Source organism: Agathobaculum sp. TL06, from assembly GCF_054658635.1.
In genome coordinates, this window is the sequence record NZ_BAAGGY010000008.1 from 1 (window position 1) to 25,157 (window position 25,157).

The following is a 25,157-nucleotide window of genomic DNA, read 5'->3' on the forward strand; positions in this document are numbered from 1 at the left end:
CAATGGGACAGTAGTCTAACCGAAGATGAAATGCCGTTTTAAACAGGTTTTTCAGAAAAGCGTGTGTGGTCATTGTTCTCGATTCATGTCAACATTTTCTTTTTGGGACAAAAAACTATTGTGTCGCAACCGTTTATCGAATCGATAAATCACGTCTTTGTCCAGAAAGATACAGATGGTTAAGGGCTTTTTGAGACTTTATCTATAACCCCCGCATTATCGGGGCGCAAAGCCGCCATGCCAAAGGCTGGTGCAAAAAAATATGCACGTTACTTCGATTTTCATCTGCAATAGAACAGACACATCTTGGCCAAAGGCAAGAGGGTAATAGTGCCATAAAGAGGTGCTATTTATCGAAAATAACAAAAGTTCAAATGAAAAATATTTCTACACTGTTTACGATGTTATTTCTATTTTAGGTGTATCAAAATCAACAGCTTATAGAGAAATTAAACGCCTAAACAACGAATTGAAGGCCAAAGGTTATATAACTGTAAGCGGGAAAGTTCCTATTAAATATTTCACTGAACGGCTTTACTGTTAGAGACCATACATTTAATTTTTGAAGTATGCGGATAACTGTGAGGATGATACACTTTTTAGTGAATTAAAGGAGGCGTTATAATGGCAGTGCAGAAATACACAGCGAAAAACGGCAAACTGCAATGGCGCTTCTCTGTTTGGTACACAGATTGGACAGGCAAGCGGAAGCGAAAAAAGCAGGAAGGCTTCAAAACACAAAAAGACGCCAAAGAAGCTGAAATTCGATTTTTGGATAGCAACCAGACAGGCGCAAGTATCACCTTTGAAAATCTTGTCAATGCCTATTTTGAAAATCGGTCAGTCAGAATAGGGCAGACAACACTCGCTACCAAGGGACACATGATTAAGACAAAGCTGTTGCCCTATTTTGGCAAGTTGCCCATCAATGCTATTGATGCAGCAGCGGTTATGAAATGGCAAACAGAATTGATGAATTATCGTAATCCTAAAACGGGGAAGCCCTATGCACAGACTTACCTACGGCAGATACATAATCAGCTATCGACCATCTTCAATTTTGCTGTTAAATACTATAACCTGAACAGAAATCCAGCGCAGTTATGTGGCAGCATGGGCAAACAAAATGCTGACTCCTTTGATTTCTGGACATATGATGAGTTCCAAACATTTATTCAATCCACAAAAGAAGATATTGTAGCATATACAATATTCAGTTTATTTTTCTATAGTGGTATGCGTGAAGGCGAATTGCTTGCACTCACGTTGGATGATTTTGACTTCGAAAAGAATACCGTATCCATTAGCAAAAGTCTTGCTGTGGTGAACGGAAAACCTGTATCCAAAAGCACAAAGACACCTAAAAGTAATCGGGTCATTGCGCTGCCGATACCCATTATGAAAATGGTAAGAGAATATGTGAGTAAACTCTATAAGTACAAACCTACAGATAGACTTTTCCAGACAAATAAATCTTCGTTACACAAAATCATGTAAAAGTACTGCAAAGCATCAGGCATACGGAAAATTAAAGTGCATGAACTTCGCCACAGCCATGCAAGCCTATTGATTGAGTTGGGGGTATCTCCTCTTTCCATCAGTGAACGCTTGGGACATGAAGACATCAAAACAACGCTTAACACTTATTCGCACCTGTATCCGAATAAGCAAAGTGAGATAGCGGAAGTACTGACCGAATATGTACTCTGAATTAGAATTGGTACGATTTTGGTACGAACAGCATAAATAAAAGCCCGGAAACCTTTGTATAGCAAGGCTTCCGAGCTTTTTTCATTTTATTCCCACTCAATCGTCGCCGGCGGCTTAGACGTGACATCATACACAATCCGGTTAATATGGCCAACCTCGTTGACAATGCGCACACTCACACGGTCGAGCACCTCATACGGAATCCGCGCCCAATCGGCTGTCATAAAGTCGGTGGTGGTCACCGAGCGCAGCGCAACCGTATAATCATAGGTACGTCCGTCTCCCATGACGCCTACCGAGCGCATATTGGTCAGGACTGCAAAATACTGGTTCATCGTATGCTCCAAACCAGCTTTTGCAACCTCATCGCGGAAAATAAAGTCTGCCTCACGCAGGATATCCAGTTTTTCCCTGGTAATCTCACCGATGACGCGAATCGCAAGGCCCGGGCCTGGGAACGGCTGGCGCATGACTAAGTATTCCGGCAAATCAAGCTCGCGGCCAAGCTGGCGCACTTCATCCTTAAACAGCAGGCGCAGCGGTTCTATGATCTCCTTGAAGTCCACGAAATCCGGCAGGCCGCCGACGTTATGGTGGCTCTTGATGACCGCCGCGTCGCCCGCACCGGATTCAATCACGTCTGGGTAAATCGTTCCTTGGACCAGATAATCGACCTTGCCGATTTTTTTGCCTTCCTCCTCGAAAACGCGGATAAATTCCTCACCGATGATCTTGCGCTTTGTTTCCGGATCGGAAATACCGGCCAGCTTGTCCAGGAACCGCTTCTCCGCATCCACACGGATAAAGTTAATGTCCCATTTCGCAAACGCAGCTTCGACTTCGTCGCCTTCATCCTTACGCATAAGGCCATGGTCGACAAAAACACATGTCAACTGGTTTCCGACCGCTTCGGCCAGCAAAGCTGCCGCAACGGAGGAATCCACGCCGCCGGACAGTGCCAGCAGGACCTTGCCGTCGCTGACCTTTTCCCGAATCGACTTGATCGACGAATTCTTATAATCCTCCATCGTCCAGTCGCCTTTGGCGCCGCACACCTCGTAAAGGAAATTTTTCAGCATCAGCGTACCGTTTTCCGTGTGATTGACCTCCGGATGGTACTGCACGCCGTAAAAACCGCGCGCCTCATCCGCGATCGCTGCCGTCGGACACATTTCGGTATGCGCGACAAGCGAAAAGCCCTCCGGTACTTTCGCCATGTAGTCGCCGTGGCTCATCCAGGATATTCCCTGTTCCGGAAGCCCCTTGAACAGTTTGCAGCCCGTATTATAAAATGTATCCGTTTTGCCATATTCGCGCGCTGTATCCTCCTGCGCGGCAGTTACCTCGCCGCCCAGGGTATGCGCCATAAGCTGACAGCCGTAGCAAATCCCTAAAACCGGAATGCCCAGTTCAAAAAGCGCCGGATCACACTTCGGAGATTTTTCATCATAAACGCTGTTCGGTCCACCGGTAAATATGATGCCGATTGGATGCATCGCCCTGATCTCCTCCAGCGGGGTTTTGTAGGGCTTGACCTCACAATATACATGATGTTCACGCACGCGCCGCGCGATTAACTGGTTATACTGCCCGCCAAAGTCCAGCACCAGAACAAGCTGATGGTTTTCCATTCTCATTCTCCTTTCCCTGTTCCTGTATTCCTTATATAAAAATTATGCCACAAAGCGCGAATTTCGGCAAGCATTTTCCCCCTATTTCCTGCCTTTCGGCAAGATTATGGTTTCGCTTGCAAATATTCCGGAAAATTTATGCATAAAGCCCTCCCGAGCGGTGCATACTGCGGGATGCAGAACATTCTGGAAAGGGTGTATGATTTTATGGATCGAAAATTATTGATCGCGGTACTGCTGCTGCCCGCCACAGTCCTTTTTTCCGGCGTGGCGCTTGCAGCCGGCCTGACATCGGAAACGCCGGCAGCGGGCATCCCCGCGGCCTATGCCGTCGAGGCGGAGACTTGCGTGGAGATACCGATTGAGGTGGAACTGACCGCTGCGGATTCGGATAACGATATCGTTCTGTACCAGCTTACCGAGCAGCCCCGCCTCGGCACCGCGTCGATCGAGGGAAATGTGCTGTCCTATTCCCCTGCGAAAAAAGCGGGAAAGGATAAATTCTCCTACACGGTTGTCGATGCCAATGGCAATACGGCGGAGCCTGCCGACGTTACGATCACCGTGAAAAAGAACCGCGCCGGACTCACCTATTCTGACATGACAGGAAATCCCGCGCACTATGCCGCGATCCGCCTGGCGGAAAACGGCGTTATGACCGGTGAAAATATCGGCGGCTGTTCCTTCTTCCGCCCTGCCCAGACCGTGACGCGCAGCGAATTCATCACTATGGCAACCACGGTCGCCAAGCTTCCGGTTGAACCGACCCAGCAGACCGACTTTGCCGACGACCGTGGCCTCTCTCTATGGGCCAAGCCCTTTGTGAGCACCGCTGCCGCAAACGGGCTGGTCAGCGGCTACCAGACCGCCGGCGGCCTGGCCGAGATACGGGGACAGAACCCCATCACATTGGCGGAAGCAAGCGTTGTGATCCGTAATCTTCTGGGAGAGGCGCTCGACGGCGCGGAATATGTTATCGCCTCCGAGCATACCGCAGAAATGGACTGGGCGCAAAGCGCGGTCAGCAGCATGTCTCGGTTGGATGTGCTCTCTCCCCTTGCCTCGATGCTGGACAGCGACGAGCCGATCACCCGTCAGGTCGCCTGTGAAATGCTGTACCGCGCAATGCTGCTAATGGAAAATTAAAGGAGGGGCGCTATGCGCCCCTCCTTTCAGGTTTCATGCTTTTCAAAGTCGCGGTACAACAGGCTCGGCTGGATCCCCGTATTGTTCTGGTATTTTCCGCTGGTATACGGATCATACTCTCCATCGATATCGTGATAGTAGATCTGACAGATCTCCACATTGGGGTAAATCCGAATCGGCTGCACACAGAATATCTCCAGCGTCCAGTAGCCCGCAAACCCCACATCCCCGAAGCCGGCGGTAACATGGATGAACAGACCCAAGCGTCCGGTCGACGACCGCCCTTCCAGCATGGGGATATACCGGTCTGTCACTGTATATTCGTTTGTGCGCCCCAGATACAGGCGGTTGGGCTGTAAGAGCAGGCCTTCCTCCGGTATCTCGATACGGTGCGCCGTATTCGGGGTTTTCATGTCAAGTACATCGTTATCATAAACAAGCAGCTCGTTCGCCAGCGACAGGTTATAGCTGTTCGGATTGACCCGCTTTGGATCGAATGGCTCGATGATAATTTCCTTGCCGATATGCTTTACAATCTCCTTGCCGGACAGAATCATATACTTCCCTCTTTCCGCATTCACAGTATCCCTCAGCCTATTTTTTACTCGATGCGAAGCCTTTCCACCGCCGCCTCATCCGGCGTGACGTAGGCTGTTTGGTACACATGATAGATCACCATGCCCGGCTTGGCCCCCGCCGGCTTTTTGACCTGCCGTACCGGCGTATAATCCACTGGCACAAGCGAGGACTGCCGCGCTTTGGAATGGTACGCCGCGATCATGGCCGCTTCCGTCATAGCCTGATCGGTTGGTTCGCGCCCATCGGCCACCAGAATCACATGCGAGCCGTGAATCTTCTGTGTGTGGAACCAGATATCGCTTTTAAACGCGGTCTTCAGCGTCAGCAGATCGTTTTGCAGGTTGTTTTTTCCCGCAAAGATATCAAACCCGTCGCTCGAGCGATAATGGAATGGCTTCGCGGCCACCGGCTTCACACGTTGCTTTTTGTTGCGCGCCTGCTTGCTGGACAGGACGCCCGCCTGTGTCAGCTCCTCCCGCAGCTGGGCAAGGTCCCGTTCACTCTCCGCCTCGCCCAGCGCGACCAGTACGCTTTCCAGATAATCCAGATCTGCACGGCCCTGTGCGAGCTGCTGCGTCAGCACTTCCTCCGCGGTCTTGGCTTTGTTGTACAGCTTGAAATACTTCTGCGCGTTTTGCTGCGGCGTCAAGCGAACATCCAAAGCGACCTCCACCTCGGGACAGGCCTCGTCGTAATAGTCCACGACCACCGCCTTGTTCATCCCTTTTTCAAGCTGGTACAGGTTGGCTGTAATCAGATCGCCCAGCCGTTTATACTGTTCGCGGTTTTGCGTGGCGTCCAGCTCCTTTTGCTGCGCAGCCAGCTTTCTTGCCAGGCGGTCGCGCGCGTTGACAACGGTCTTATGCAAATCGGCCGAGCGCCGCGCCATGCGTTCCGCTTTCCCTTTTTTCTCAAAAAACGCGGCCAGCAGGTCCGAGAAGCTTTGCTCCTGCGATACGGTCATCAGACCTTCATATTGCGTGATCGGCAGAAAGGAAAAGTCAAAAACCGCATGATCCTCCGTTTTCGTAAGCAGGAACGGCTTCCACCGTTTTTCTGTGAGATAGCTTTTCAGGTCCTCAAACACCTGCGCCAGACGAAGTTGCTCCTCTGCGGTCAGCTTGCCGACCGGCTTCGCGGCGTCTCCCGTCGCCCGATAGGACAGCTCGCGGCACAGCAGCGGCGAAAAACCAAGCAATTGGCTGAGCAGGTACCGGTCAAGCCCCATCTCTCCATCCGCGGATTGCAGGGCGGCCGAAAGCCCCGCCCCCGACAGGGCAAAGGGGTCATGCTTCTCCTGCGCCGGCGGCAGCCGGTAAAACAGGCCGGGCAATACCTGCCGCTTGCCGGAAAGGTCTCCGTCCACACGGCGCATCGCGTCAATGATGCGGTTATCCTCCCCGCACAGGATGACGTTGGAGTGCTTCCCCATCAGCTCGCAGACCAGATGTTTTTTGCAGGCCACACCCATTTCGTCCGTCGTATCCAGTTCGATGGTCAGCATCCGTTCCACGGCCGGCTGTACGACCGCCGCGATTTTCGCCCCCTGCACATGCTTGCGCAGGAGCATGCAGAACATGGGCGGCGTCGCCGGATTCTCCCGCGCGGCGTCAATAAAATGCACCCGCGGCGCGCCGGCGGCGATCGACACCAGCAAGCGCCTTGCGCCGCCCTGGCCTCTCGTCTGCAGCACGATCTCATCCCGATCGGGCTGGTACACCTTTTCCACGCGGCAACCCGTGAGCACATGATTCAATTCTTCCGTTACTGCCCCAAGGCAGATAGCATCTAATGGCATGATCGATCTTCCTTATACAAATTGGATGCAGTCCGCGTGCCGCTCGGAAACGCTGACGCGCAACGCGGGAAACGCCCCGCCGATCTGCTCCGCGAACACGGCTGTCACCGGATTTTCGGTTGGGAAATGGCCCGCGTCCGCAAGCGTCAGCCCAAGCGTCTGCGCGCGCTGCATCAGGTCATAGCTGCAGTCTCCGATCACGAACGCGTCTGCTCCTTTTGCGATTGCAAAATCCATCATTTTGCCGCAGGCGCCGCCGCCGACCGCCACCCGACGGATCGGCCGGCCGCCGTCACAAAAACGAACGCCGCCCGCGCGCAGACACTCTTTGACATAAAGCGCGAACTCCCGCGGCGCCATTTCCTTTGGCAGATCGCCAACGCGTCCCAACATCCCGTTTTCCCCCGCTTCCAGATTCCCCACGTTGGTGAGGAACAGCGCAGCGGCCAGGGCGTCGTTAACGCCTCCCTGCGCACAGTCCGCGTTGGTATGCATACAAACAAGGGCGATATCATGCCGGACCGCGGCACGCAGGATACGTCCGGTCGCATCGTCCTCGGTTATCCGGCTGACCGAGGTAAAGATCACCGGATGATGCGCGACGATCATCTGTGCGCCGCGTTCCGCCGCTTCCGCAACGACCTGTTCGGTGATATCGAGCGAGCAAAGCACATCGGTCACTTCGCGCGCCCGATCCCCGCAAAGCAGCCCCACATTATCCCAGCTTTCCGCCAGCGCGGGCGGCGCCAGCCCTTCCAGCAGCGTTACAATATCCTGAACCGTAATCATGCCAATTCCTCCCATGCCTGTTTGATCGCGCGAACGGTTTCACGCTGTCCGTCAAGGACGGCGCGGTCGACCGCGCTTCCGCTTTGCATGCCCTCCAGCGCGCGTATTTCCCGATGAAGCAGCTTTTCCAGATAGTCGCGCGCACCCTCCGCCCGCAGCAGCGCCGGAGAAAACGCGCAGCCGGAAAGCGGGACCGCGCGCACCGGTCCGCCGCCGCGCACGGAAAGCACAACATAATACCGGCGGTCCTCCCGACAGACCGTTTCACACTCGATCGTATAACCATGCGCCCAAAGCCACTGTCGAAGCTCATAGACCATCGTCATTGGCTGTAAAAGCAGCAGATGCTCGCCAGCTCCCGTCCACGGCGCGGCCGCCAGGATATCCGCAATCGTCCGGCCTCCCATACCGGCGATGCTGACCGTGTCGCACTCCTCCGGCCGCACGGCCTCCAGTCCCGCCGCGAGGCGCAGCGGCAGCGCCACGCCATACTCCGCAGCATTACGCGCCGCGTGATCCAGCGGCCCCTGCCGGATATCCGACCCGATCGCGGCAGCGACACGGCCGGAAAGCAGCAGGGAAACCGGCAGTTTTCCATGATCCGTTCCGACATCCGCCAGCCGCGCCCCACGCGGGACAAGCGCTGCGATGCAGGCCAGGCGGGGCGTTAAAATCATCCGTTCCATTTCTCACCTAAAAAATGGGCCGGCATGCTTTGCCGGCCCTTGTCTTTCATCCTTATTCGCCCAGGAATGCGTTGAGCTTGGCAACCAGTTCGTCCGCATTGGTGCCATGCACCATGCAGGCCTCCTCAATGCTTTCGCCCTGCGATGCCGGGCAGCCCAAGCAATGCATACCGATTTCCATAAAGAACTTTGCCGTTTCCAGATTGCGGTTCAGCACCTCGCCAATCGTGGTCTTTTTCGTGATAGCCGCCATGATGGACCTCCTGTTTGTTTTTTGTTGTCTTTAGTATACCGCAAAAATATACAAATTTCAATCACCTTATCGCGTTTTATCAGAAATCAACAAAAAAATACGCGCCCTTTTTACCATAAACTGCCGACCGCGCGGCCGGTTTCTTCTTTCCTACCATCCGTCACCGCAGCGGCCAGCCCCCTGAGCCGCGCTCCGTAAAAGCAAAAAAATGTCCGGCGTCAGCCGGACATTTTCCATTCACTGATCAGCCCTGCTCGCGCATTTTGGCGAAGCATTCGCTGCAATATACCGGACGGTCGGACTTGGGTTCGAACGGAACACGAGCCTCGCCGCCGCAAGCAGCACAGGTAGCGGTGAAATATTCGCGCGGGCCGCGGGCCGCGTTCTTGCGGGCGTCACGGCAGGCCTTGCAGCGCTGCGGCTCGTTCTGGAAACCGCGCTCTGCATAGAATTCCTGCTCGCCGGCAGTAAACACAAATTCCTGACCGCATTCCTTGCATACTAAAGTCTTGTCTTCGTACATGGTTTTTACCTCTCTTTGATACCGTTCCCTCGGGAACCTGAAATTTATGCGTACAGGCTGCATGCCTGCAATCGCCTATTGGGGTTTGATATTTGCCGATTTCCGCTTGATGCGCTGGATGGCATTATCCACAGACTTGATCGGTTTACGCAGCGTTTTGGACATTTCCTCAAACGATAGGCCATCCAAAAACAATGTTAAAACCTTTGCCTCGAATTCAGACAGAAGCGAGTAGAGCCGACGGATCAGTTCTGCCCTCTCCTCATTGCCGATCACCAGCGATTCAGGGTCACCAATCGGTGCCGTAACCCGGGTGTGCGATTCCGCAAGGTCTTCAAACAGAGGTCGATCGATTGACATGGAACGATTGAGCGGGTCGTGCTTCATTGCGGCGGCAGACCGCACCGCGGAAAAAATTTTCCGCATAACGCAGATCTTCGCAAACGCGCTGAACGGTGCGCCTTTCTCTTCATCATATTCGCGGATCGCTTTCATCAAACCGAGCATCCCCTCCTGAAGCAGATCCTCTTCATCCGCACCCACTAAAAAATACGGGCGCGCACAGGTCTTTACCAGTCTGGAATACCGTTTTACCAAAGCTTCCGCCGCATCGCCGCCGCCCTGCTGCGCCAGCCGGCACAGCGCTTCATCGGATAGCGGCTGCGATGGAATATTTTCTATACCGTGTCTCATGTCAAGATTTATTATATGCGAAAAAAAGGATAATGTCAAGGAATTTTTGTGAAAACTACTGTTTTGATGGCAAAAATAGATTTATTTTTTTGTGCCGATTGAACAATAAACAACATTTTTCCTTATTCGACAGTCACCGACTTGGCGAGATTGCGCGGTTTATCCACATCGCAGTTGCGCTCCACCGCAATATAGTATGCCAAAAGCTGCATGGGAATAATCGAAAGAGACGCGGAAAATTCGTAAAGGCATTTCGGCAGCCGGATGATATGCTGGCACACCGATTCATCCCCTGTGAAGTCGTCCGTGGTGACCAATACGACGACCGCGCCGCGGGAAACCACCTCTCGGATGTTGGAGACGGTTTTTTCAAACAGCGCCGGCTGCGTTGCCAACGCCACCACCAGCGTCCCCTCCTCGATCAGCGAGATCGTACCGTGCTTGAGCTCGCCCGCCGCATATGCCTCGGAATGGATATACGATATTTCCTTGAGCTTGAGCGAGGCCTCGAGTGCCGCGGCATAGTCCAGGCCGCGCCCCAGGAAAAACACGCTCGGCCGGTTGGCGTACCGCGTGGCGATGCGCTGCATATCCTGCTGGCTTTCCAACGCTTTCTCAATGCAGGCAGGCAGACGCTGCAGCTCGGCGCAAAGCGCGCGCTCATCCCCGATCGAGATCAGGCCCCTCGTGCGTGCGATTTTCACGGAGATCAGGTACAGGGCGGAAAGCTGCGCGGAATATGCTTTTGTGGTCGCAACCGAGATCTCCGGCCCCGCCCAGGTATACAGCACCCCGTCCGCCTCGCGCGCGATGGTCGAGGATACCACATTGACGATCGCGACCGTGAATGCGCCCGCCTGCTTGGCCAGCCGCATCGCCGCCAGCGTATCGGCGGTCTCGCCCGACTGACTGATTACGATGCAGAGGTCCTTTTTCCCGATGATCGGGTTTTCATACCGGAACTCACTGGCAACCTCTGCCGTACAGTGGATGCGGCACATGGCCTCGATCACACGTTTGCCGACCATGCCCGCGTGCAGGGCGGAGCCGCAGCCTACGATATGGATATTTTCGATCTCGCGCAGCCGTTCATCGGTCAGGCCGTTTTCCTCAAATACAACAGCATTGTTCTGAATTCGCGGGTTGACCGTATCCGCGACCGCTTTCGGCTGCTCCATGATCTCTTTCAGCATGAAATGCTGATAGCCGCCCTTTTCCGCGGCCGACATATCCCAGGTGACGGTCTGGACCGCTTTCTCCACCACGTCGCCGAATTCGTTCATCACGGTCACGCTGTCCGGCCGGATGATCGCCACCTCGTTGTCATCCAGAATGATGTAATCGCGGGTCCGGCCGATAATCGCCGTGAGATCCGAGGCAATCATATTTTCCCCCTGGCCGAGCCCGATGATCAGCGGGTTATCCCGCCGCGCGGCGACGATCTCCTCCGGATTATCCATGGAAACCACGCCCAGCGCGTAGGAGCCGCGGATGCGCTGCACTGCGGCGAGCACGGTCTTCGCCAGGTCCTCCTGCTTGCCGGTATGCAGGTAGTCGACCAGATGCGCGACGGTCTCCGTATCCGTCTCGGAGCAGAACGTGTACCCATGCGCCTCCAGCCGCTCCCGCAGCTCCTTATAGTTTTCTATGATCCCGTTATGGACGACCGCGACCTTGCCCTGACCGTTCCGACCGCCCAGATGGGGATGGGAATTGCGGTCGGACGGCTCACCATGCGTCGCCCAGCGGGTATGGCCGATGCCGCAGGTGCAGGACAAGCCGCCCTCGGACTGGATTTTCTCTTCCAGGCTCGCAATGCGGCCCTGTGTTTTCACAACGCGCAGGCCGTCCCGCGTAAAGGCGGCGATGCCAGCGGAATCATACCCACGGTACTCGAGGCTGTATAATCCCTTAATCAGAATGGGCAGCGCGTTTTCGCGGCCCGTAAATCCAACGATTCCACACATAAGAATAAATTCCTCCAATAGAAAGGATGGCAGTTTTTTAATTTTGGGTATAAAAATAGTGCGTTACGCAGAATCTGCTCTGTCCGCACAGTCGCCCGCGCGATTTAACAGTCTGCTCACGACCAACCCACTCATGGCCGAAGGGCATCCGCCGAAAACTTCGATTAACCCTTCCCTCGTCAACTGCGATACCGGCTGCACCGCAGTTCTGGCGCTTGACTTGCTATTCTGTTGTACCGCTGCTTCTCACCCCTCTCTTTCACAAAACAAGGTGGATGCGAAAACCACATCCACCTTATGTTGGCTCTTTCCTATTATACGACAGACTCTATCACTTTGGCAACCCTTTTTGCCAAAGTATCGACCTGATTGCTGTCCTTTCCTTCGACCATAACGCGCACCAAAGCCTCTGTACCGGAGGGACGCACCAAAATCCGGCCGTTTTCCCCCAGAGCCGCGCCCGCCTCGTCGATCGAGGCCTTTACCTCCGGCAGCTCCTGCAGGGCGGCCTTTTTATCGTTCGGCACCTTGACATTAATCATGACCTGCGGCCACGGCACAACCTCCGCGGCGATCTCCGAGCATTTTTTGCCGCTGCTTTTCAGGATGGACATGAACTGCAGCGCGGTCAGCTCCCCGTCTCCGGTCGAGGCATATTCCAGGAAGATGACATGGCCGGACTGCTCGCCGCCGAGGATATACCCCTTGTTCAGCATCATTTCCAGCACATACCGGTCTCCCACATTGGAGCATTCGATCCGCATGTTGTTTTTTTGGGCATAGGCGTGCAGACCCATGTTAGACAGCACGGTGGCGACAAACGCCCCGCCGCGCAGCTTGCCTTCCTTTTTCATATGGGCGGCGCATACGGCCATGATGCGGTCCCCGTCCAGCTCTTCGCCGGTTTCATCCACGATCAGGCAGCGGTCCGCGTCGCCATCGAATGCGACGCCCAAATCAAAGCTGCCTTTCCGGACGCGCTCCTTGAGCTGTTCCAGATGCGTCGAGCCGCAGCCCGCGTTGATATTGATTCCATCCGGCTCGTAAAACCGGATCTCCGCCCTGCACTCAACCAAACGCATCAATCGCTCGACCGTGGTAGAGGATGCGCCGTTTGCGCAGTCCACTGCGACGCGCAGGCCGGACAGGTCGCCCTTGATCGTTTCCGCAAGGTGGTCGGTGTACTCCACCACCGGATCGATCGCACTTTTCAGCACGCGGCCCAGCTTTTCATGGGTCATTTTGGGGATGGCTTCAAAATCGTCGATCAGGTCCTCGATTTTGGCCTCGGTTTCGTCGGGCAGCTTGTAGCCGTTGCCCGCAAATATCTTGATGCCGTTATATTCAAACGAGTTGTGGCTTGCCGAGATCACGATGCCGGCATCCGCCTTATGCTTGATCGTCAAAAAAGCCACCGCCGGCGTCGGGATAACGCCCAACAGCTCCACATCCGCGCCGACCGAGCAGATGCCCGCCACCAGCGCGTTTTCCAGCATATCCGAGGAGATGCGCGTATCCTTGCCGATCAGCAGCTTGGCTTTTCCGCTGTGGGTCGCTTCCTGCGTCAGCACAAACGCCGCCGCCGCGCCGATTTTGAATGCAAGCAGCGCGTCCAGCTCGGAATTTGCCACGCCGCGGACACCGTCCGTCCCAAAATATCTACCCAATATCAAACACCTAACTTTCTTATTGATAACAGCGCCGTCACAGCATTTGCTGCCCGTCCGCCGGTTCCATATTCATGTGCCGGTAAGCCTGCATTGTTACGCAGCGTCCGCGCGGCGTACGGCTGAGAAAGCCGATCTGCATCAGATACGGCTCGTATACATCCTCCAATGTGATGGCTTCTTCACCAATGGTCGCGGCCAGCGTTTCCAGTCCGACCGGACCGCCGCCGTAATTGAGCATGATGCTTTTGAGCATGCGCCGGTCAACCGCGTCCAGCCCCAGTTCATCGATCTCCTGCGCGCGCAGCGCCATGTCCGCGCTGGCCTTGTCGATCGTACCCGTGCCGCGCACCTGCGCAAAATCGCGCACACGGCGCAGCAGGCGGTTGGCAATACGCGGCGTGCCGCGGCTGCGGCGTGCGATTTCCAAAGCGCCCTCGTGCTCGCACGGCACGTTCAGTATGCTTGCCGAGCGTTCCACGATATGGCAAAGCTCCTCCGCGGAATAAAGCTCCAGACGGAGCATCACGCCGAAGCGGTCGCGCAGCGGGCTGGTCATCTGTCCGGCGCGCGTCGTCGCCCCGATCAGGGTGAAGCGCGGCAGGTCGAGCCGGATCGAACGTGCGGAAGGCCCCTTGCCGATAATGATATCGAGCGCGTAGTCCTCCATCGCCGGATAGAGGATCTCTTCGACCGCACGGTCCAAACGGTGGATCTCATCGATAAACAAAATATCATTTTCCGAAAGGTTTGTCAATAAAGCCGCCAAATCTCCCGCTTTTTCGATCGCAGGACCGCTGGTGACGCGGATATTGACCCCCATCTCATTTGCAATGATGCCGGCCAGCGTGGTTTTTCCCAAGCCCGGCGGGCCGTACAGCAGGGTATGGTCCAGCGCCTCGCCCCGCTGCTTTGCGGCTTCGATATAGACGCTGAGGTTTTCCTTTACCTTTGCCTGGCCGACATAATCCGCCATGGATTTCGGCCGCAGGGAATTTTCAGTTTCATCCTCCGCCAACTGCCTGGTGGAAATAATGCGTTCATCGTCGGCCATGCCGCCGGAAAATTCAATGCTCAAAGCGACACCCCTTTACTGTTTGACCAGCTTTTTCAGGCATTGGCGGATGATCTCCTCCGCTTCCATCTGCGCGGCGTCCAGCCCCTCCATCGCCTGAAGCGCCTCCGCCTGGCTGTACCCGAGCACCATGAGCGCCGCGACAGCCTCCTGCGTATGGTTGACCCCGCCGGACGCCGCGGCCATGGCAACGGGCGATACGCTGGACGCAGTCTCCAACTGTTCCTTGCTCATCTTGTCCCGCAGCTCCAAAACAATGCGCTGCGCGATTTTTTTGCCAATGCCCGGCGCCTGCATCAGCATTTTTTCATCCCCTGTGATGATGGACAGCGCAAGCCGGTCCGGCGGCGCGACCGACAGGATGGAAAGCGCGGCTTTCGGCCCCACGCCGGATACGCCGATCATCATTTCGAAGCAGGACTGCTCCTCCTCGTCGATAAACCCGTATAATTCAAAAATATCCTCGCGGACATTCAGATATGTCAGCAAACGCGCGCGGGCGCCGATTTTCAGCTTGCCGATCGTGTTCTGCGAAGCGTGGCAGGCATATCCCACGCCGCCGCAGTCGATCACGGCAAGCCCTTGCTTGAGCAGCGCGACCGTACCCTCTACATAATAAAACATCAAATACCCTCATACCGTATTGCATTTCTGGAATGGCCGTGGCAGATCGCAAGCGCAAGCGCGTCCGCCGCGTCATCCGGCCGCGGAAGCTTTGTCAGATGCAGGATGCTTTTCGTCATTTCCATCATCTGCTTTTTTTCCGCGTTGCCATAGCCGACCACCGCCATTTTGACCTGGTTCGGCGTATACGAAACCGGATGCAGACCCTTTTGCGCGAGCGCAAGCAGGATCACGCCTCTTGCCTGCGCGACCTGGATGCCGGTCGTAATGTTTTTGGAGAAAAACAGCTCTTCAATCGCAACCTCGTCCGGATGGAACGTATCGACCAGCGTGCCGATATCCTCATAAATCTCACACAGGCGCAGGTGCATCGGCATGCCGGCCTTTGTTGTTGCCGCGCCGTACTGCACGGGCGTGAACTTGAAGTTTTCAAACCGCACGACCCCATAGCCGATCGTGCCATAGCCGGGGTCGATACCAAGAATCGTCATAGCTGCAAACCTCTGCCCTCTCAACCCAAATATTGTACCACGAAACCGCTTTTCGCGCAACCATACCCGTGAAAAAAGAGCGGCCCCGCCGCTCTTCCCCCACTTTCACGATTTAGCGTTGCGGATGCGCTCAGCCGCGAGCAAAATACCGGCTTTGCCTGAAGCGTAGGTCAGGCCGCCCTGCATATAGCACACATACGGCTCCCGCATCGGGGCGTCCGCCGACAGCTCAATGGAAGCGCCCTGCACGAAAGCGCCCGCCGCCATGATGACCGGATCGTCATAGCCCGGCATGGCCCACGGCTCCGGCGTCACAAAGGAATCGACCGGCGCGCCCGCCTGAATCCCTTCGCAGAACCGGCGCAGCGGCTCCGGCGCGCCGAACGCGATCGTCTGGATGATGTCATACCGCGTCTCTTCCGCTTTCGGGCTGACCTCGTATCCCATCAGCTCCATGACCTTGGCGCAGAAAATGGCCGTTTTCAGCGCCTGCGCCGTGATATGCGGCGCCATGAACAGCCCCTGATACAGCAACCGGTTCTGTCCCATGGTGCAGCCGCACTCCCCGCCGATGCCGGGCGCGGTCAGCTTATAGGAGGCATTCTCCACCAGATCCGAGCGGCCTGCGATGTAGCCGCCGGTGGGCGCAAGTCCCCCGCCCGGGTTTTTAATCAGCGAACCCGCGATCAGATCCGCGCCAACCTGGGTCGGCTCAGTCTCCTCCACAAATTCGCCGTAGCAGTTATCCACCATAATCACGGCTTCGGAGCCTGCGGCGCGCACCGTCCGGCAGATTTCCCCGATCTCCTCGCAGGACAGCGTTTTACGCACGGCATAGCCGCGGCTGCGCTGGATGAACACCAGCTTGACCGCGCGGTCCCGCACGGCTGCGGCAATCGCCGGCAAATCGGGCGCGCCGTCCTTGAGGTCCACCTGCTTGTAACCGATGCCATAGCGCTTCATGCTGCCGCAGTAATCTCCGGTGATTGTGTTTTGCAGCGTGTCATACGCCGGACCGGTGACCGAAAGCACCGTATCCCCTGTTTTGACCGCGGAAAACATCGCGCAGGAAAGCGCGTGCGTGCCGTTGACAAAGCCGATGCGCACCAGCGCGGCCTCCGTCCCGAAGATATCGGCATAAATGCGGTCCAGGGTGTCCCGCCCGTGATCGTCATATCCATATCCGGTCGTGCCGGCAAACAGATTATCCGACACGCGGTTTTTCGCAAACGCCGCCAGCACCTTTTCCGTATTCCGGTCGCAGATCTCTTCGATACGCGAAAAGCACGGCATGATTTCGCGCTCAGCCTGACGGCCGAGCGCGCGTATTTCTTCCGATATTGATAAAAATTCAGACATTTTCAGTGATTCTCTCCCAACGCCGAGCGCCCATCCGGCAAATCAAAAAACCGCTCCTCCGGCGCTTCGGTTTTCAGTTCGCTGACCGTCACCTGGCGGACCAGCGTATCGCCGCTGTAAAACGACGCCGTTTTCAACAGGCCGGAGGCTGCCGATATGTAATATACACAGCGGTAGCCGCCCTGCTCAAATTCCACGCGGATACACGGCTCATAGTCCACGTCCTGCCGCCCCGCGTCCAAAAGCTGCACTTCTTCTCCCAATACGTCCTCGTAAGTGGGCAGCATGGCAGCCGCGTCGTCCGTAAAATCGCCCCAGTTTCCCTCATAAGCGCTGGAAGCGCCGTTCTCCCAGGCGTAAACCGTATCGCCCCTGCGCAGCAGGGTGCTTCCCACGCTCCCCGACGCCTGCAGGGTATCGGTCCGCACCACGCCGTCCTTGACATATTGGCGGCAGGACAGCGTGGACGAACCGCCCGCATAGTACAGCGTATTTTGTATGCTGCAGCTATAGGCGGCCGGACGTACCAGGGACGCAACGACCTTTTGCGCGTTCGCAGGGCCGATCTCGATATCCGCGACACTTTGCGCGGTCAGCATCTGGCTTCCCGAGCTGACGACCGGCGCGTTTTGCGCGCCATCGGACAGCACGATGCCGGTATCCCGTTCATGCAGCAGGCCGGAAGCAAACAGATATGCCAGCGCCAGCAGAGCGACGAATACGCCGGCGCCAATGGCCGCAATCAGGGGGGCGGACAGCTTTTTCTTCATTTTCACGGTGTAAACGGCGCGGGGCCGCCTTCCCGCAGGCCAAAATAATGCTCAATCGCCTGTACGATGCGTTCAGAGGTCCGGCCGTCGCCATATGGGTTGACCGCATGCGCCATTGCTCCATAGGCCTGCGCGTCGTCCAGCAGCTCGCGCGCCAGACGGACGATGTTCTCCTGCTCCACCCCAGCCAGCTTGACCGTGCCGGCCTCGATAGCCTCGGGCCGCTCGGTTTCGCGGCGCAGCACCAGCACCGGCTTGCCAAGGCTGGGCGCCTCTTCCTGCAGACCGCCGGAATCCGTCATAATCAGGTAGCAGCGCGCCATCAGGTTGTGCATCTCGTCCACCGCGAGCGGATGGATCAGATGGACGCGGTCGTTCCCGCCCAGGAATTTCTCCGCCGTTTCACGCACATACGGGCTGAGGTGAACCGGATACACGAAATGCACATCCGGATAGGCCGCCGACAGCGCGGCGATCGCGCGGCAGATATTTTCCATCGGCTCGCCATAATTCTCCCGCCGGTGCGCGGTGACCAGCACCACGCGGTTATTCTGAAAATCAAGCGTTTTCAGCTGCTCGTCGCGGAAAGCAAAATCCGGCCGGACCGTCATGTGGATCGCATCGACGACGGTATTGCCGACCACCGAAACCCCATCCGTGATGCTTTCGCGCGCCAGATTATCCCGATTGCGCGGGGTCGGCGCAAAATGCAGCGTCGCGATCTGGCCGGTCAGCTTACGGTTCATCTCCTCTGGGAACGGAGAGTACTTGTCATAGGTGCGCAGTCCGGCCTCTACATGCCCGACCGGTATTTTATGATAAAACGCGGCAAGCGCGCCGGCGAACGTCGTCGAGGTGTCTCCATGCACCAGCACCATATCGGGCTGCGCCTGCTCAAGCACATCATCCAGCCCATGCAGGCTTTTCTCTGTAATCAGGGCCAGCGTCTGCCGCGGCTGCATGATGTTCAGGTCATAATCCGGCCTGATCTGAAAAATATCCAGCACCTGATCCAGCATCTCGCGGTGCTGCGCGGTGACGCAGACGATCGGCTCGGTATGGGCATTCTTTTTCAGCGCATGCACCAGCGGCGCCATTTTGATCGCCTCCGGCCGCGTTCCGAACACAGTCATCACTTTAATTTTGTTCATCGTCTGTTTTCTCCTTTTGTGCGTCCCCATCATCCCTGTCTTCTGCCTCTGGGGGGTCATCCTGCGGATGCCTGCCCCAGTGTTCCGCGCCGTAGATGACGCATGCGCCGACGATAATTGCGACCAATACCGCCAGCAGCAGGATAATGGCCTTTACTTCCCCCGACGAGGTCAATACGACCGCTGTCAGGCCAAGAGTCGCGCTGATCGCGTACAGGATCGCGACCGCCTGCTTCTGGTTGAAGCCCATATCGATCAGCTTGTGATGGACATGGCCGCGGTCCGGACTCATCGGGCTGCGCCCCGCCGCCACGCGGCGGATGATCGCATTGGCCGTGTCAAAGATCGGCAGCCCCAGTATCAAGAACGGAACGGCAAACGAAATGACCGCGTAAAATTTGAACAGACCCATGATGGATACCGTCGCCAGCATATAGCCAAGGAAGGTCGAGCCAGTATCCCCCATGAATATCTTTGCGGGGTTCAGGTTATACGGCATAAAGCCGACGCATGCGCCTGCGAGCGCCGCCATGGTGACAGCGATCATCATGTTCTCCGTCAGCAGCGCGACCGCCAGCATGGTGATCGCGGCGATGGACGAAACGCCGACCGCCAGACCGTCCAGGCCGTCGATCAGGTTCACGGCGTTGGTAATACCTACAATCCAGAGGATCGTCACCGGAATCGCAAAAATCCCCAGGTGGAAGTACGCATCGTCGGAAAACGGGTTCAAATTGGTGAACAGCTTGATCTGCAGGTCCCCCACGCATACCGGTATCGCCGCCGCGACGATCTGCACAACGAATTTGAGTTTTGCGCCAAGCGCCAGGACATCGTCAAAAATGCCCAGCGAAACAATGATGATCGCTCCCAGCAGCACGCACAGCATGGTTTTGTCCAGTTGCCCGAAAATCAGAATCGAGCAGAGGAAGCCGCCGAAAATGGCCAGCCCGCCCAGCCGCGGGATGGGTTCCTTGTGCATGCGGCGGTTATCCTTGGGAACATCGATCGCGCCGACCTTGTGCGCGAACTTTTTGACCGGCGGCGTAAAGAAATACGACAGCACGCCCGCCGCGGCAAACGCGGCGACAACCATACCGATCACGATATATTCAGGCATTTTTTATTCCTTTCAAAAGCAGATGTTCAGCGCTTGACAAACCCCAGCTTCCGGTAAACCTTGTCCAGCGTTTTCCGCGCCAGGTAGGACGCTTTCTGCGCGCCCTCGGTATATACCTGCTGCAGGTAATCCTTGTTGCGCAGCAGATCCTCCGTCTTTTCGCGGATCGGGCGCAGCAGCTCGACGACCGCCTCGCCCACTGCCGGCTTGAACTCCCCATAGCCCTTGCCCGCAAATTCCGCTTCCGCTTCGGCAACCGTCTTGCCGGTCGCAAGCGCATAAATCTGCAGCAGGTTGGAAATGCCGGGCTTGCCCTGCGGGTCCATGACGATGCGGGCGTCCGAATCGGTCACCGCGCGCTTGAACTTGCGCATAATCACATCCGGCTGATCCATCAGCAGGATATATCCGTTTTCATTTTCATCCGACTTGCTCATTTTCTTTTCCGGATCGGACAGGCTCATGATCTTCGCGCCCTCGCCCGCCTTGGGATAGCGTCCCTCCGGAATTGTGAAGGTATCCGGAAAAACGCCGTTAAAGCGGTTTGCGATATCGCGGCAGATCTCGATATGCTGGCTCTGGTCCACGCCGACCGGCACAATATTGGTCTGGTACAGCAGGATATCCGCCGCCATCAAAACCGGATAGGTAAACAGGCCGACATTCACATTATCCGAATGCTTGGCGGACTTATCCTTAAACTGCGTCATGCGGGAAGCCTCTCCAAACATGGTAAAGCAGTTGAGCACCCAAGCCAGCTCGGCATGCGCCGGCACATGGCTCTGGATAAACAGGACGCTCTTTTCCGGATCAAGGCCGCAGGCGATATACTGCGCAAGCACCTCCAACGTCTGGCGCCGCAGCGCTGCCGGATCCTGACGCACCGTGATCGCATGCATGTCAACCACGCAGTAGATGCAGTTATAATCCTCCTGCAGCAGCGGAAAGTTGCGAATCGCGCCCAGGTAATTGCCCAGCGTCAGCTTGCCGGACGGCTGGACACCGGAAAAAATGGTTTGCTTCTGATTGTCGCTCATATAGAAAACTTCCCTTACAAATTAGAATTTACTCTGTGACAGGTTTGCACTAAAAGGCTATACTCGATTGTAATAGTATCATATTTTGCCCACTTTTGCAATGTGTTTTCGCGCATTTGCGGAATATTGACAGCAGCAGGGGCCGCGGGGTATGATAATAGCAGAAAAAGAGAGGCGGCGATCCAATGGCAAACTATGTATTGGCGCTCGATCAGGGGACAACCAGCTCGCGCGCCATTTTATTCGACAACGAACAAAACATCCTTTCCATCCGGCAGCACGAACTGTCGCAGCACTATCCCCGCGAGGGCTGGGTCGAGGAGGACCCAATGGAAATCTGGTCAACGCAATACGCCGCTATGCTGGAGGCGCTCGCTGCGGCGGACGTTTCTCCCGCTGATGTTTCCGCGATCGGCATCACCAACCAGCGCGAAACAACGATCCTGTGGGACAAGGCCACCGGCCGTCCTATTTATAACGCAATTGTATGGCAGTGCCGGCGCACCGCCGATATTGTGGACAGCCTCGTGCGGCAGGGACTGACCGAGCACATACGCAATACGACCGGACTCGTGCCGGACGCTTATTTTTCCGGAACAAAAATCAAGTGGATTCTGGACCACGTCGAAGGCGCGCGGGAAAAGGCCGCGCGCGGCGAGATTCTGTTCGGCACGGTGGATTCCTGGCTGGTATGGAAGCTGACCGGCGGGAAAGCGCATATCACCGACATGACCAACGCCGCCCGCACCATGATCTTTGATATCCATAAGCTCGACTGGGACGATACCCTGCTCCGCGCACTCGACATCCCGCGCGCCATGCTGCCGCGCGTGTGCTCCTCTAGCGAAATTTACGGCTATGTCTCCCTTCCCGGCGGCGACGTGCCGATCGCCGGTATTGCGGGCGACCAACAGGCTGCGCTGTTTGGCCAGACCTGCTTTGAAGCAGGGGATGCGAAAAACACTTACGGGACAGGCTGCTTTTTGCTGATGAATACCGGAGAACAGGCTTGCGAAAGCAAAAACGGCCTGCTCACCACAATCGGCATCCACATTGCGGGAAAAACCCAGTATGCTCTGGAGGGCAGCGTATTTATCGGCGGCGCGGTGATCCAATGGCTGCGCGATGAAATGCGCTTTTTCTCCGAAAGCCGCGATGCGGAATACTACGCCAAAAAGGTGCCGGATACCGGCGGCGTATACCTTGTTCCCGCGTTCACCGGCCTCGGCGCGCCGCACTGGGACATGTACGCGCGCGGCTGCCTGATCGGCCTGACGCGCGGCACCAGCCGTGAGCATATCATCCGCGCCGCGCAGGAATCCATCGCTTATCAGGTCAACGACCTGCTTGACGCAATGGCGCGCGATACCGGCGTCCCCCTCGCCTCCCTTTCTGTTGACGGCGGCGCGAGCAGGGACAGCTTCCTGATGCAGTTCCAGGCGGATATCTCGAACTGCACCATCCGGCGGCCGGTCATCCGTGAAACGACCGCGCTCGGCGCATGCTATCTGGCCGGCCTTGCCACCGGTGTTTGGAAAGACCGGCAGGAGCTGAAACGTCTCTGGCGCTGCGACACGCTGTATGCCCCTCATATGGAGACGCAGGAGCGCGGCCGGCTGCTGACCGGCTGGAATAAAGCGGTGGGCCGGAGCTTGGACTGGGCGCCGCACAGCTGAATCGATACAAACGAAAAGGAACGGCCTAATCCGGCCGTTCCTTTTTCTTTCTGAGAATCGCGTATTCACTCACAGGGAATGGGAACGCAAACTGTACTTTCATTTGCGGCACATTGAAAAGCGCCAGCGCTTCCCCCTCTTCATTCACCGCGTTTTCCGCGCGGAACACATACGGTTCCCTGTCGGGCTGCAGCAGCTCCAGCTCCTCCCCTCGGAAAAAGCGGTTTTTCAGCGCAAATACCGCCTGTCCGTCCGCACCGCAGCGGACCGGCATCCCCACGACCTCGTAATCGCGGATATACTGGCTGTCGCCATAATGCTGGCCGTTCTCCCCGCTTCCAAAGTAAAAGCCGGTGTAATATTCCCGATGGCTTACTTTATTGACCTCCTCCGTGCAGAACTCCGGCAGCACGAATGTCTCCGGAGAGGCGCGGTACGCGTCGATCGCCGCGCGGTAAGCTCCGGTCACGCAGGCGGCGTAATAAGCCGTTTTGTTGCGGCCCTCGATCTTAAAGGAATCCACTCCCGCGCGGATCAGCTCTGGAATATGCCCGATCATGCACATATCCTTGGAGTTATACAGATAGGTGCCGCGCGCGTCCTCCTCGACCGGAAAATATTCCCCCGGCCGTTTTTCCTCCATCAGCGCGTAATTCCACCGGCACGGCTGCGCGCACGCGCCGCGGTTGGCGTCCCGCCCTGTCATATATTGCGAAATCAGGCAGCGGCCCGAATAGGAGATACACATTGCGCCATGGACAAACGCTTCGATTTCCAGCGTCTTGGGGGTCTTTTCCCGTATTTCCGCGATCTCGTCCAGGGAAAGCTCACGCGCCAGCACAATCCGCTCCGCCCCAAGGTCCGCCCAGAAATTCGCCGCCTCATGGTTCAGGATGCTAGTCTGGGTGCTGATATGCAGCGGCACATGCGGCGCGTATTTCTGTGCCAGCCGAAGCACGCCCACGTCCGCCACGATCAGCGCGTCCGCGCCCGCATCCTCCAACAGCTCCAGATAGGACGGAAGGGCAGGCAGGTCGCGGTTGGAGGGCATGATATTGACCGTTACATAGCACTTGACGTGCTTCCCATGCGCATAAGCGATGCCGGAACGAAGCGCTTCTTCGTCAAAATTGGCGGCAGCGGCCCGCATGCCGAATTGCTGCCCGGCGCAATACACGGCGTCCGCTCCATACGCAATGGCAAAGCGCAGCTTTTCCATATCCCCTGCCGGCGCGAGCAGTTCCGGCCGCTTATTCACCGCTTCCCTCCGCGCTGGCGGCCGCCGCGGCCTGCGCCGCGTTGGAGGTAGCGATATTCGCCTCATGCTCCGCATAGCTGTTGGCAAACAGGTGGCTGCCATCCGGCATGGCAACATAGTAGAAATAGTTATGCTGCTCGGGATGGCTTGCCGCATACAGCGAAGCATAGCCGGGATTGCAGATGGGTCCAGGGGGCAGGCCCTGCTTGGTATACAGGTTATACGGCGTATCGGATTTCAGATCCTCCTCGCTCAGCCTTCCGCTCGTCCGTCCCAGGCCGTACAGCACCGAGGCGTCCACCTGCAGGTAGGGGAACGAATCCTGATTGTTCAGACGGTTATAAATAACACCCGCGATCGTCGCGCGCTCCCCGTCCTGCTGCGCCTCGCGTTCGATCAGGGACGCAATCGTTACGATATCGTGCATCGACATGCCAAGGTTCTCCGCCCCTGCCTGGATCTCGTCGTCATACTTTTCATCAAAGTTGTTGAGCATCTTGTTGAGGCTGGAAACGACCGTGGAGTTCCCCTTGTATATCTCATAGGTGTCTGGGAACAGATATCCCTCCAGCCAGCCCTGTTTCGCCGGCTTTTCCTCCTGCAAAAACTCATGCTTGAACTCGTACTCGTTGAGCGCTTCGTCGATCGCTTCCTCCGTGCAGACGTGCTCATCCAGCAGCAGCTGCTTGATCTGCATGGTCGAATAGCCTTCCGGTACGGTTATCTGGATCGTCTCCGTACTGGTGGAGTTCGCCAGCGTGTCGATGATCTGCCCGTAATCCATATTGGGGTTGAGCGCGTAGGCGCCGGCCAAAACGCTCTCGTTATCCCCTTTCAGGCGGACATACAGTTTGAAAATCGTGCCGTAATTGATAACGCCCTCATCGTCAAGCTGTTTGGCAAGGGAGAGCACGTCCGTATTCTCCGCAACGGTTATTTCTTTTACCGCGTCGTCCTTGACAAACGCAAACACGTCATTTGCGACAAAAATCGCCACCAGCGACAGGACGATCGAAATGCCCAGCACAGCGATCATATACACAACCGTACCCGCGCACCCGCTGTTCTTGCGCCGCCTGCTCCGGCGGCGCGTTTGCTGTACCGGTTGGGTTTGCTGATTCTCCATGTTTTCCATGTTTTCACCTCATCCATTT

Annotated in this window: 23 protein-coding genes and 1 pseudogene; 4 read left to right on the forward strand and 20 right to left on the reverse strand. The window is 56.4% G+C overall.

The window, feature by feature from the left end; all coding sequences use genetic code 11:
* Positions 1–343: 343 nt before the first annotated feature.
* Positions 344–544 (forward strand): helix-turn-helix domain-containing protein, encoded by a 201-nt coding sequence (locus ACYQ3S_RS05955; protein WP_459687772.1) that lies wholly within the window; start codon positions 344–346, stop codon positions 542–544.
* A gap of 80 nt (positions 545–624) precedes the next feature.
* Positions 625–1,710 (forward strand): annotated as a pseudogene (locus ACYQ3S_RS05960) (site-specific integrase).
* Positions 1,711–1,796: 86 nt separating this feature from the next.
* On the opposite strand, the gene guaA reads toward ACYQ3S_RS05960, so the two are convergent.
* Positions 1,797–3,341 carry a glutamine-hydrolyzing GMP synthase gene (guaA, locus tag ACYQ3S_RS05965; RefSeq protein ID WP_459687774.1) on the reverse strand — a complete coding sequence of 515 codons (1,545 nt, stop codon included), beginning with the start codon at positions 3,339–3,341 and terminating at the stop codon, positions 1,797–1,799.
* Positions 3,342–3,548: 207 nt separating this feature from the next.
* Between guaA and ACYQ3S_RS05970 the strand changes: the two genes are divergently transcribed.
* The gene (locus ACYQ3S_RS05970; protein WP_459687775.1) at positions 3,549–4,487 is read left to right on the forward strand and encodes an Ig-like domain-containing protein; all 939 of its coding nucleotides are present in this window, start codon (positions 3,549–3,551) and stop codon (positions 4,485–4,487) included.
* A 26-nt stretch (positions 4,488–4,513) separates the two neighbouring features.
* Here ACYQ3S_RS05970 and dcd read toward each other — a convergent pair whose 3' ends face one another.
* The 17 genes from dcd to trpS all read right to left on the reverse strand — a co-directional run bounded on the left by dcd (position 4,514) and on the right by trpS (position 21,069).
* Positions 4,514–5,044 (reverse strand): dCTP deaminase, encoded by a 531-nt coding sequence (dcd, locus tag ACYQ3S_RS05975; RefSeq protein WP_459687777.1) that lies wholly within the window; start codon positions 5,042–5,044, stop codon positions 4,514–4,516.
* A 44-nt stretch (positions 5,045–5,088) separates the two neighbouring features.
* The gene (locus ACYQ3S_RS05980; protein WP_459687778.1) at positions 5,089–6,864 is read right to left on the reverse strand and encodes an Rqc2 family fibronectin-binding protein; all 1,776 of its coding nucleotides are present in this window, start codon (positions 6,862–6,864) and stop codon (positions 5,089–5,091) included.
* 12 nt (positions 6,865–6,876) lie between these two features.
* Positions 6,877–7,653, reverse strand: coding sequence for a Nif3-like dinuclear metal center hexameric protein (locus ACYQ3S_RS05985; RefSeq protein ID WP_459687780.1), 777 nt, complete (start codon positions 7,651–7,653; stop codon positions 6,877–6,879).
* Positions 7,650–8,339 carry a tRNA (adenine(22)-N(1))-methyltransferase gene (locus tag ACYQ3S_RS05990; RefSeq protein WP_459687781.1) on the reverse strand — a complete coding sequence of 230 codons (690 nt, stop codon included), beginning with the start codon at positions 8,337–8,339 and terminating at the stop codon, positions 7,650–7,652. The genes ACYQ3S_RS05985 and ACYQ3S_RS05990 overlap by 4 nt, the downstream gene beginning before the upstream one ends.
* 52 nt (positions 8,340–8,391) lie before the next feature.
* Positions 8,392–8,592, reverse strand: coding sequence for a DUF1858 domain-containing protein (locus ACYQ3S_RS05995; protein ID WP_054325860.1), 201 nt, complete (start codon positions 8,590–8,592; stop codon positions 8,392–8,394).
* A 244-nt stretch (positions 8,593–8,836) separates the two neighbouring features.
* On the reverse strand, positions 8,837–9,115 hold the full coding sequence (locus ACYQ3S_RS06000; RefSeq protein ID WP_054325859.1) for a zinc-ribbon domain containing protein: 279 nt from the start codon (positions 9,113–9,115) through the stop codon (positions 8,837–8,839).
* A 75-nt stretch (positions 9,116–9,190) separates the two neighbouring features.
* Positions 9,191–9,808 (reverse strand): sigma-70 family RNA polymerase sigma factor, encoded by a 618-nt coding sequence (locus ACYQ3S_RS06005; RefSeq protein ID WP_459687784.1) that lies wholly within the window; start codon positions 9,806–9,808, stop codon positions 9,191–9,193.
* A gap of 122 nt (positions 9,809–9,930) precedes the next feature.
* Entirely contained in the window at positions 9,931–11,775 is a 1,845-nt protein-coding gene (glmS, locus tag ACYQ3S_RS06010) for a glutamine--fructose-6-phosphate transaminase (isomerizing) (RefSeq protein WP_459687786.1), read from the reverse strand.
* Positions 11,776–12,089: 314 nt separating this feature from the next.
* Entirely contained in the window at positions 12,090–13,442 is a 1,353-nt protein-coding gene (glmM, locus tag ACYQ3S_RS06015; RefSeq protein ID WP_459687788.1) for a phosphoglucosamine mutase, read from the reverse strand.
* 37 nt (positions 13,443–13,479) lie between these two features.
* On the reverse strand, positions 13,480–14,520 hold the full coding sequence (gene ruvB, locus ACYQ3S_RS06020) for a Holliday junction branch migration DNA helicase RuvB (protein WP_459687790.1): 1,041 nt from the start codon (positions 14,518–14,520) through the stop codon (positions 13,480–13,482).
* 12 nt (positions 14,521–14,532) lie between these two features.
* Positions 14,533–15,141, reverse strand: coding sequence for a Holliday junction branch migration protein RuvA (ruvA, locus tag ACYQ3S_RS06025; protein WP_459687792.1), 609 nt, complete (start codon positions 15,139–15,141; stop codon positions 14,533–14,535).
* Positions 15,141–15,632 carry a crossover junction endodeoxyribonuclease RuvC gene (gene ruvC / locus ACYQ3S_RS06030; protein ID WP_459687794.1) on the reverse strand — a complete coding sequence of 164 codons (492 nt, stop codon included), beginning with the start codon at positions 15,630–15,632 and terminating at the stop codon, positions 15,141–15,143. The genes ruvA and ruvC overlap by 1 nt, the downstream gene beginning before the upstream one ends.
* 105 nt (positions 15,633–15,737) lie before the next feature.
* Positions 15,738–16,991: a methionine gamma-lyase family protein gene (locus ACYQ3S_RS06035; protein WP_459687796.1), complete on the reverse strand. Its 1,254-nt coding sequence runs from the start codon at positions 16,989–16,991 to the stop codon at positions 15,738–15,740.
* Between the two features lie 2 nt (positions 16,992–16,993).
* Positions 16,994–17,767, reverse strand: coding sequence for a hypothetical protein (locus ACYQ3S_RS06040; RefSeq protein ID WP_459687798.1), 774 nt, complete (start codon positions 17,765–17,767; stop codon positions 16,994–16,996).
* Positions 17,764–18,912, reverse strand: coding sequence for a non-hydrolyzing UDP-N-acetylglucosamine 2-epimerase (gene wecB / locus ACYQ3S_RS06045; RefSeq protein ID WP_459687800.1), 1,149 nt, complete (start codon positions 18,910–18,912; stop codon positions 17,764–17,766). Before wecB ends, ACYQ3S_RS06040 begins: the two co-directional genes overlap by 4 nt.
* Positions 18,899–20,032: an MraY family glycosyltransferase gene (locus ACYQ3S_RS06050; RefSeq protein WP_459687802.1), complete on the reverse strand. Its 1,134-nt coding sequence runs from the start codon at positions 20,030–20,032 to the stop codon at positions 18,899–18,901. The genes wecB and ACYQ3S_RS06050 overlap by 14 nt, the downstream gene beginning before the upstream one ends.
* Before the next feature lie 26 nt (positions 20,033–20,058).
* Positions 20,059–21,069, reverse strand: a complete 1,011-nt coding sequence (trpS, locus tag ACYQ3S_RS06055) for a tryptophan--tRNA ligase (RefSeq protein ID WP_459687804.1) — start codon at positions 21,067–21,069, stop codon at positions 20,059–20,061.
* Positions 21,070–21,254: 185 nt separating this feature from the next.
* Between trpS and glpK the strand changes: the two genes are divergently transcribed.
* A complete protein-coding gene (gene glpK, locus ACYQ3S_RS06060; RefSeq protein ID WP_459687806.1) occupies positions 21,255–22,745 on the forward strand; it encodes a glycerol kinase GlpK in 1,491 nt (496 codons plus the stop codon).
* 25 nt (positions 22,746–22,770) lie between these two features.
* Here the strand turns inward: glpK and ACYQ3S_RS06065 are convergent, their stop codons facing one another.
* Both ACYQ3S_RS06065 and mltG read right to left on the reverse strand, forming a co-directional pair.
* Positions 22,771–24,003: a peptidase U32 family protein gene (locus ACYQ3S_RS06065; protein WP_459687808.1), complete on the reverse strand. Its 1,233-nt coding sequence runs from the start codon at positions 24,001–24,003 to the stop codon at positions 22,771–22,773.
* A complete protein-coding gene (gene mltG, locus ACYQ3S_RS06070) occupies positions 23,996–25,138 on the reverse strand; it encodes an endolytic transglycosylase MltG (RefSeq protein ID WP_459687810.1) in 1,143 nt (380 codons plus the stop codon). Before mltG ends, ACYQ3S_RS06065 begins: the two co-directional genes overlap by 8 nt.
* Positions 25,139–25,157 lie beyond the last annotated feature (19 nt).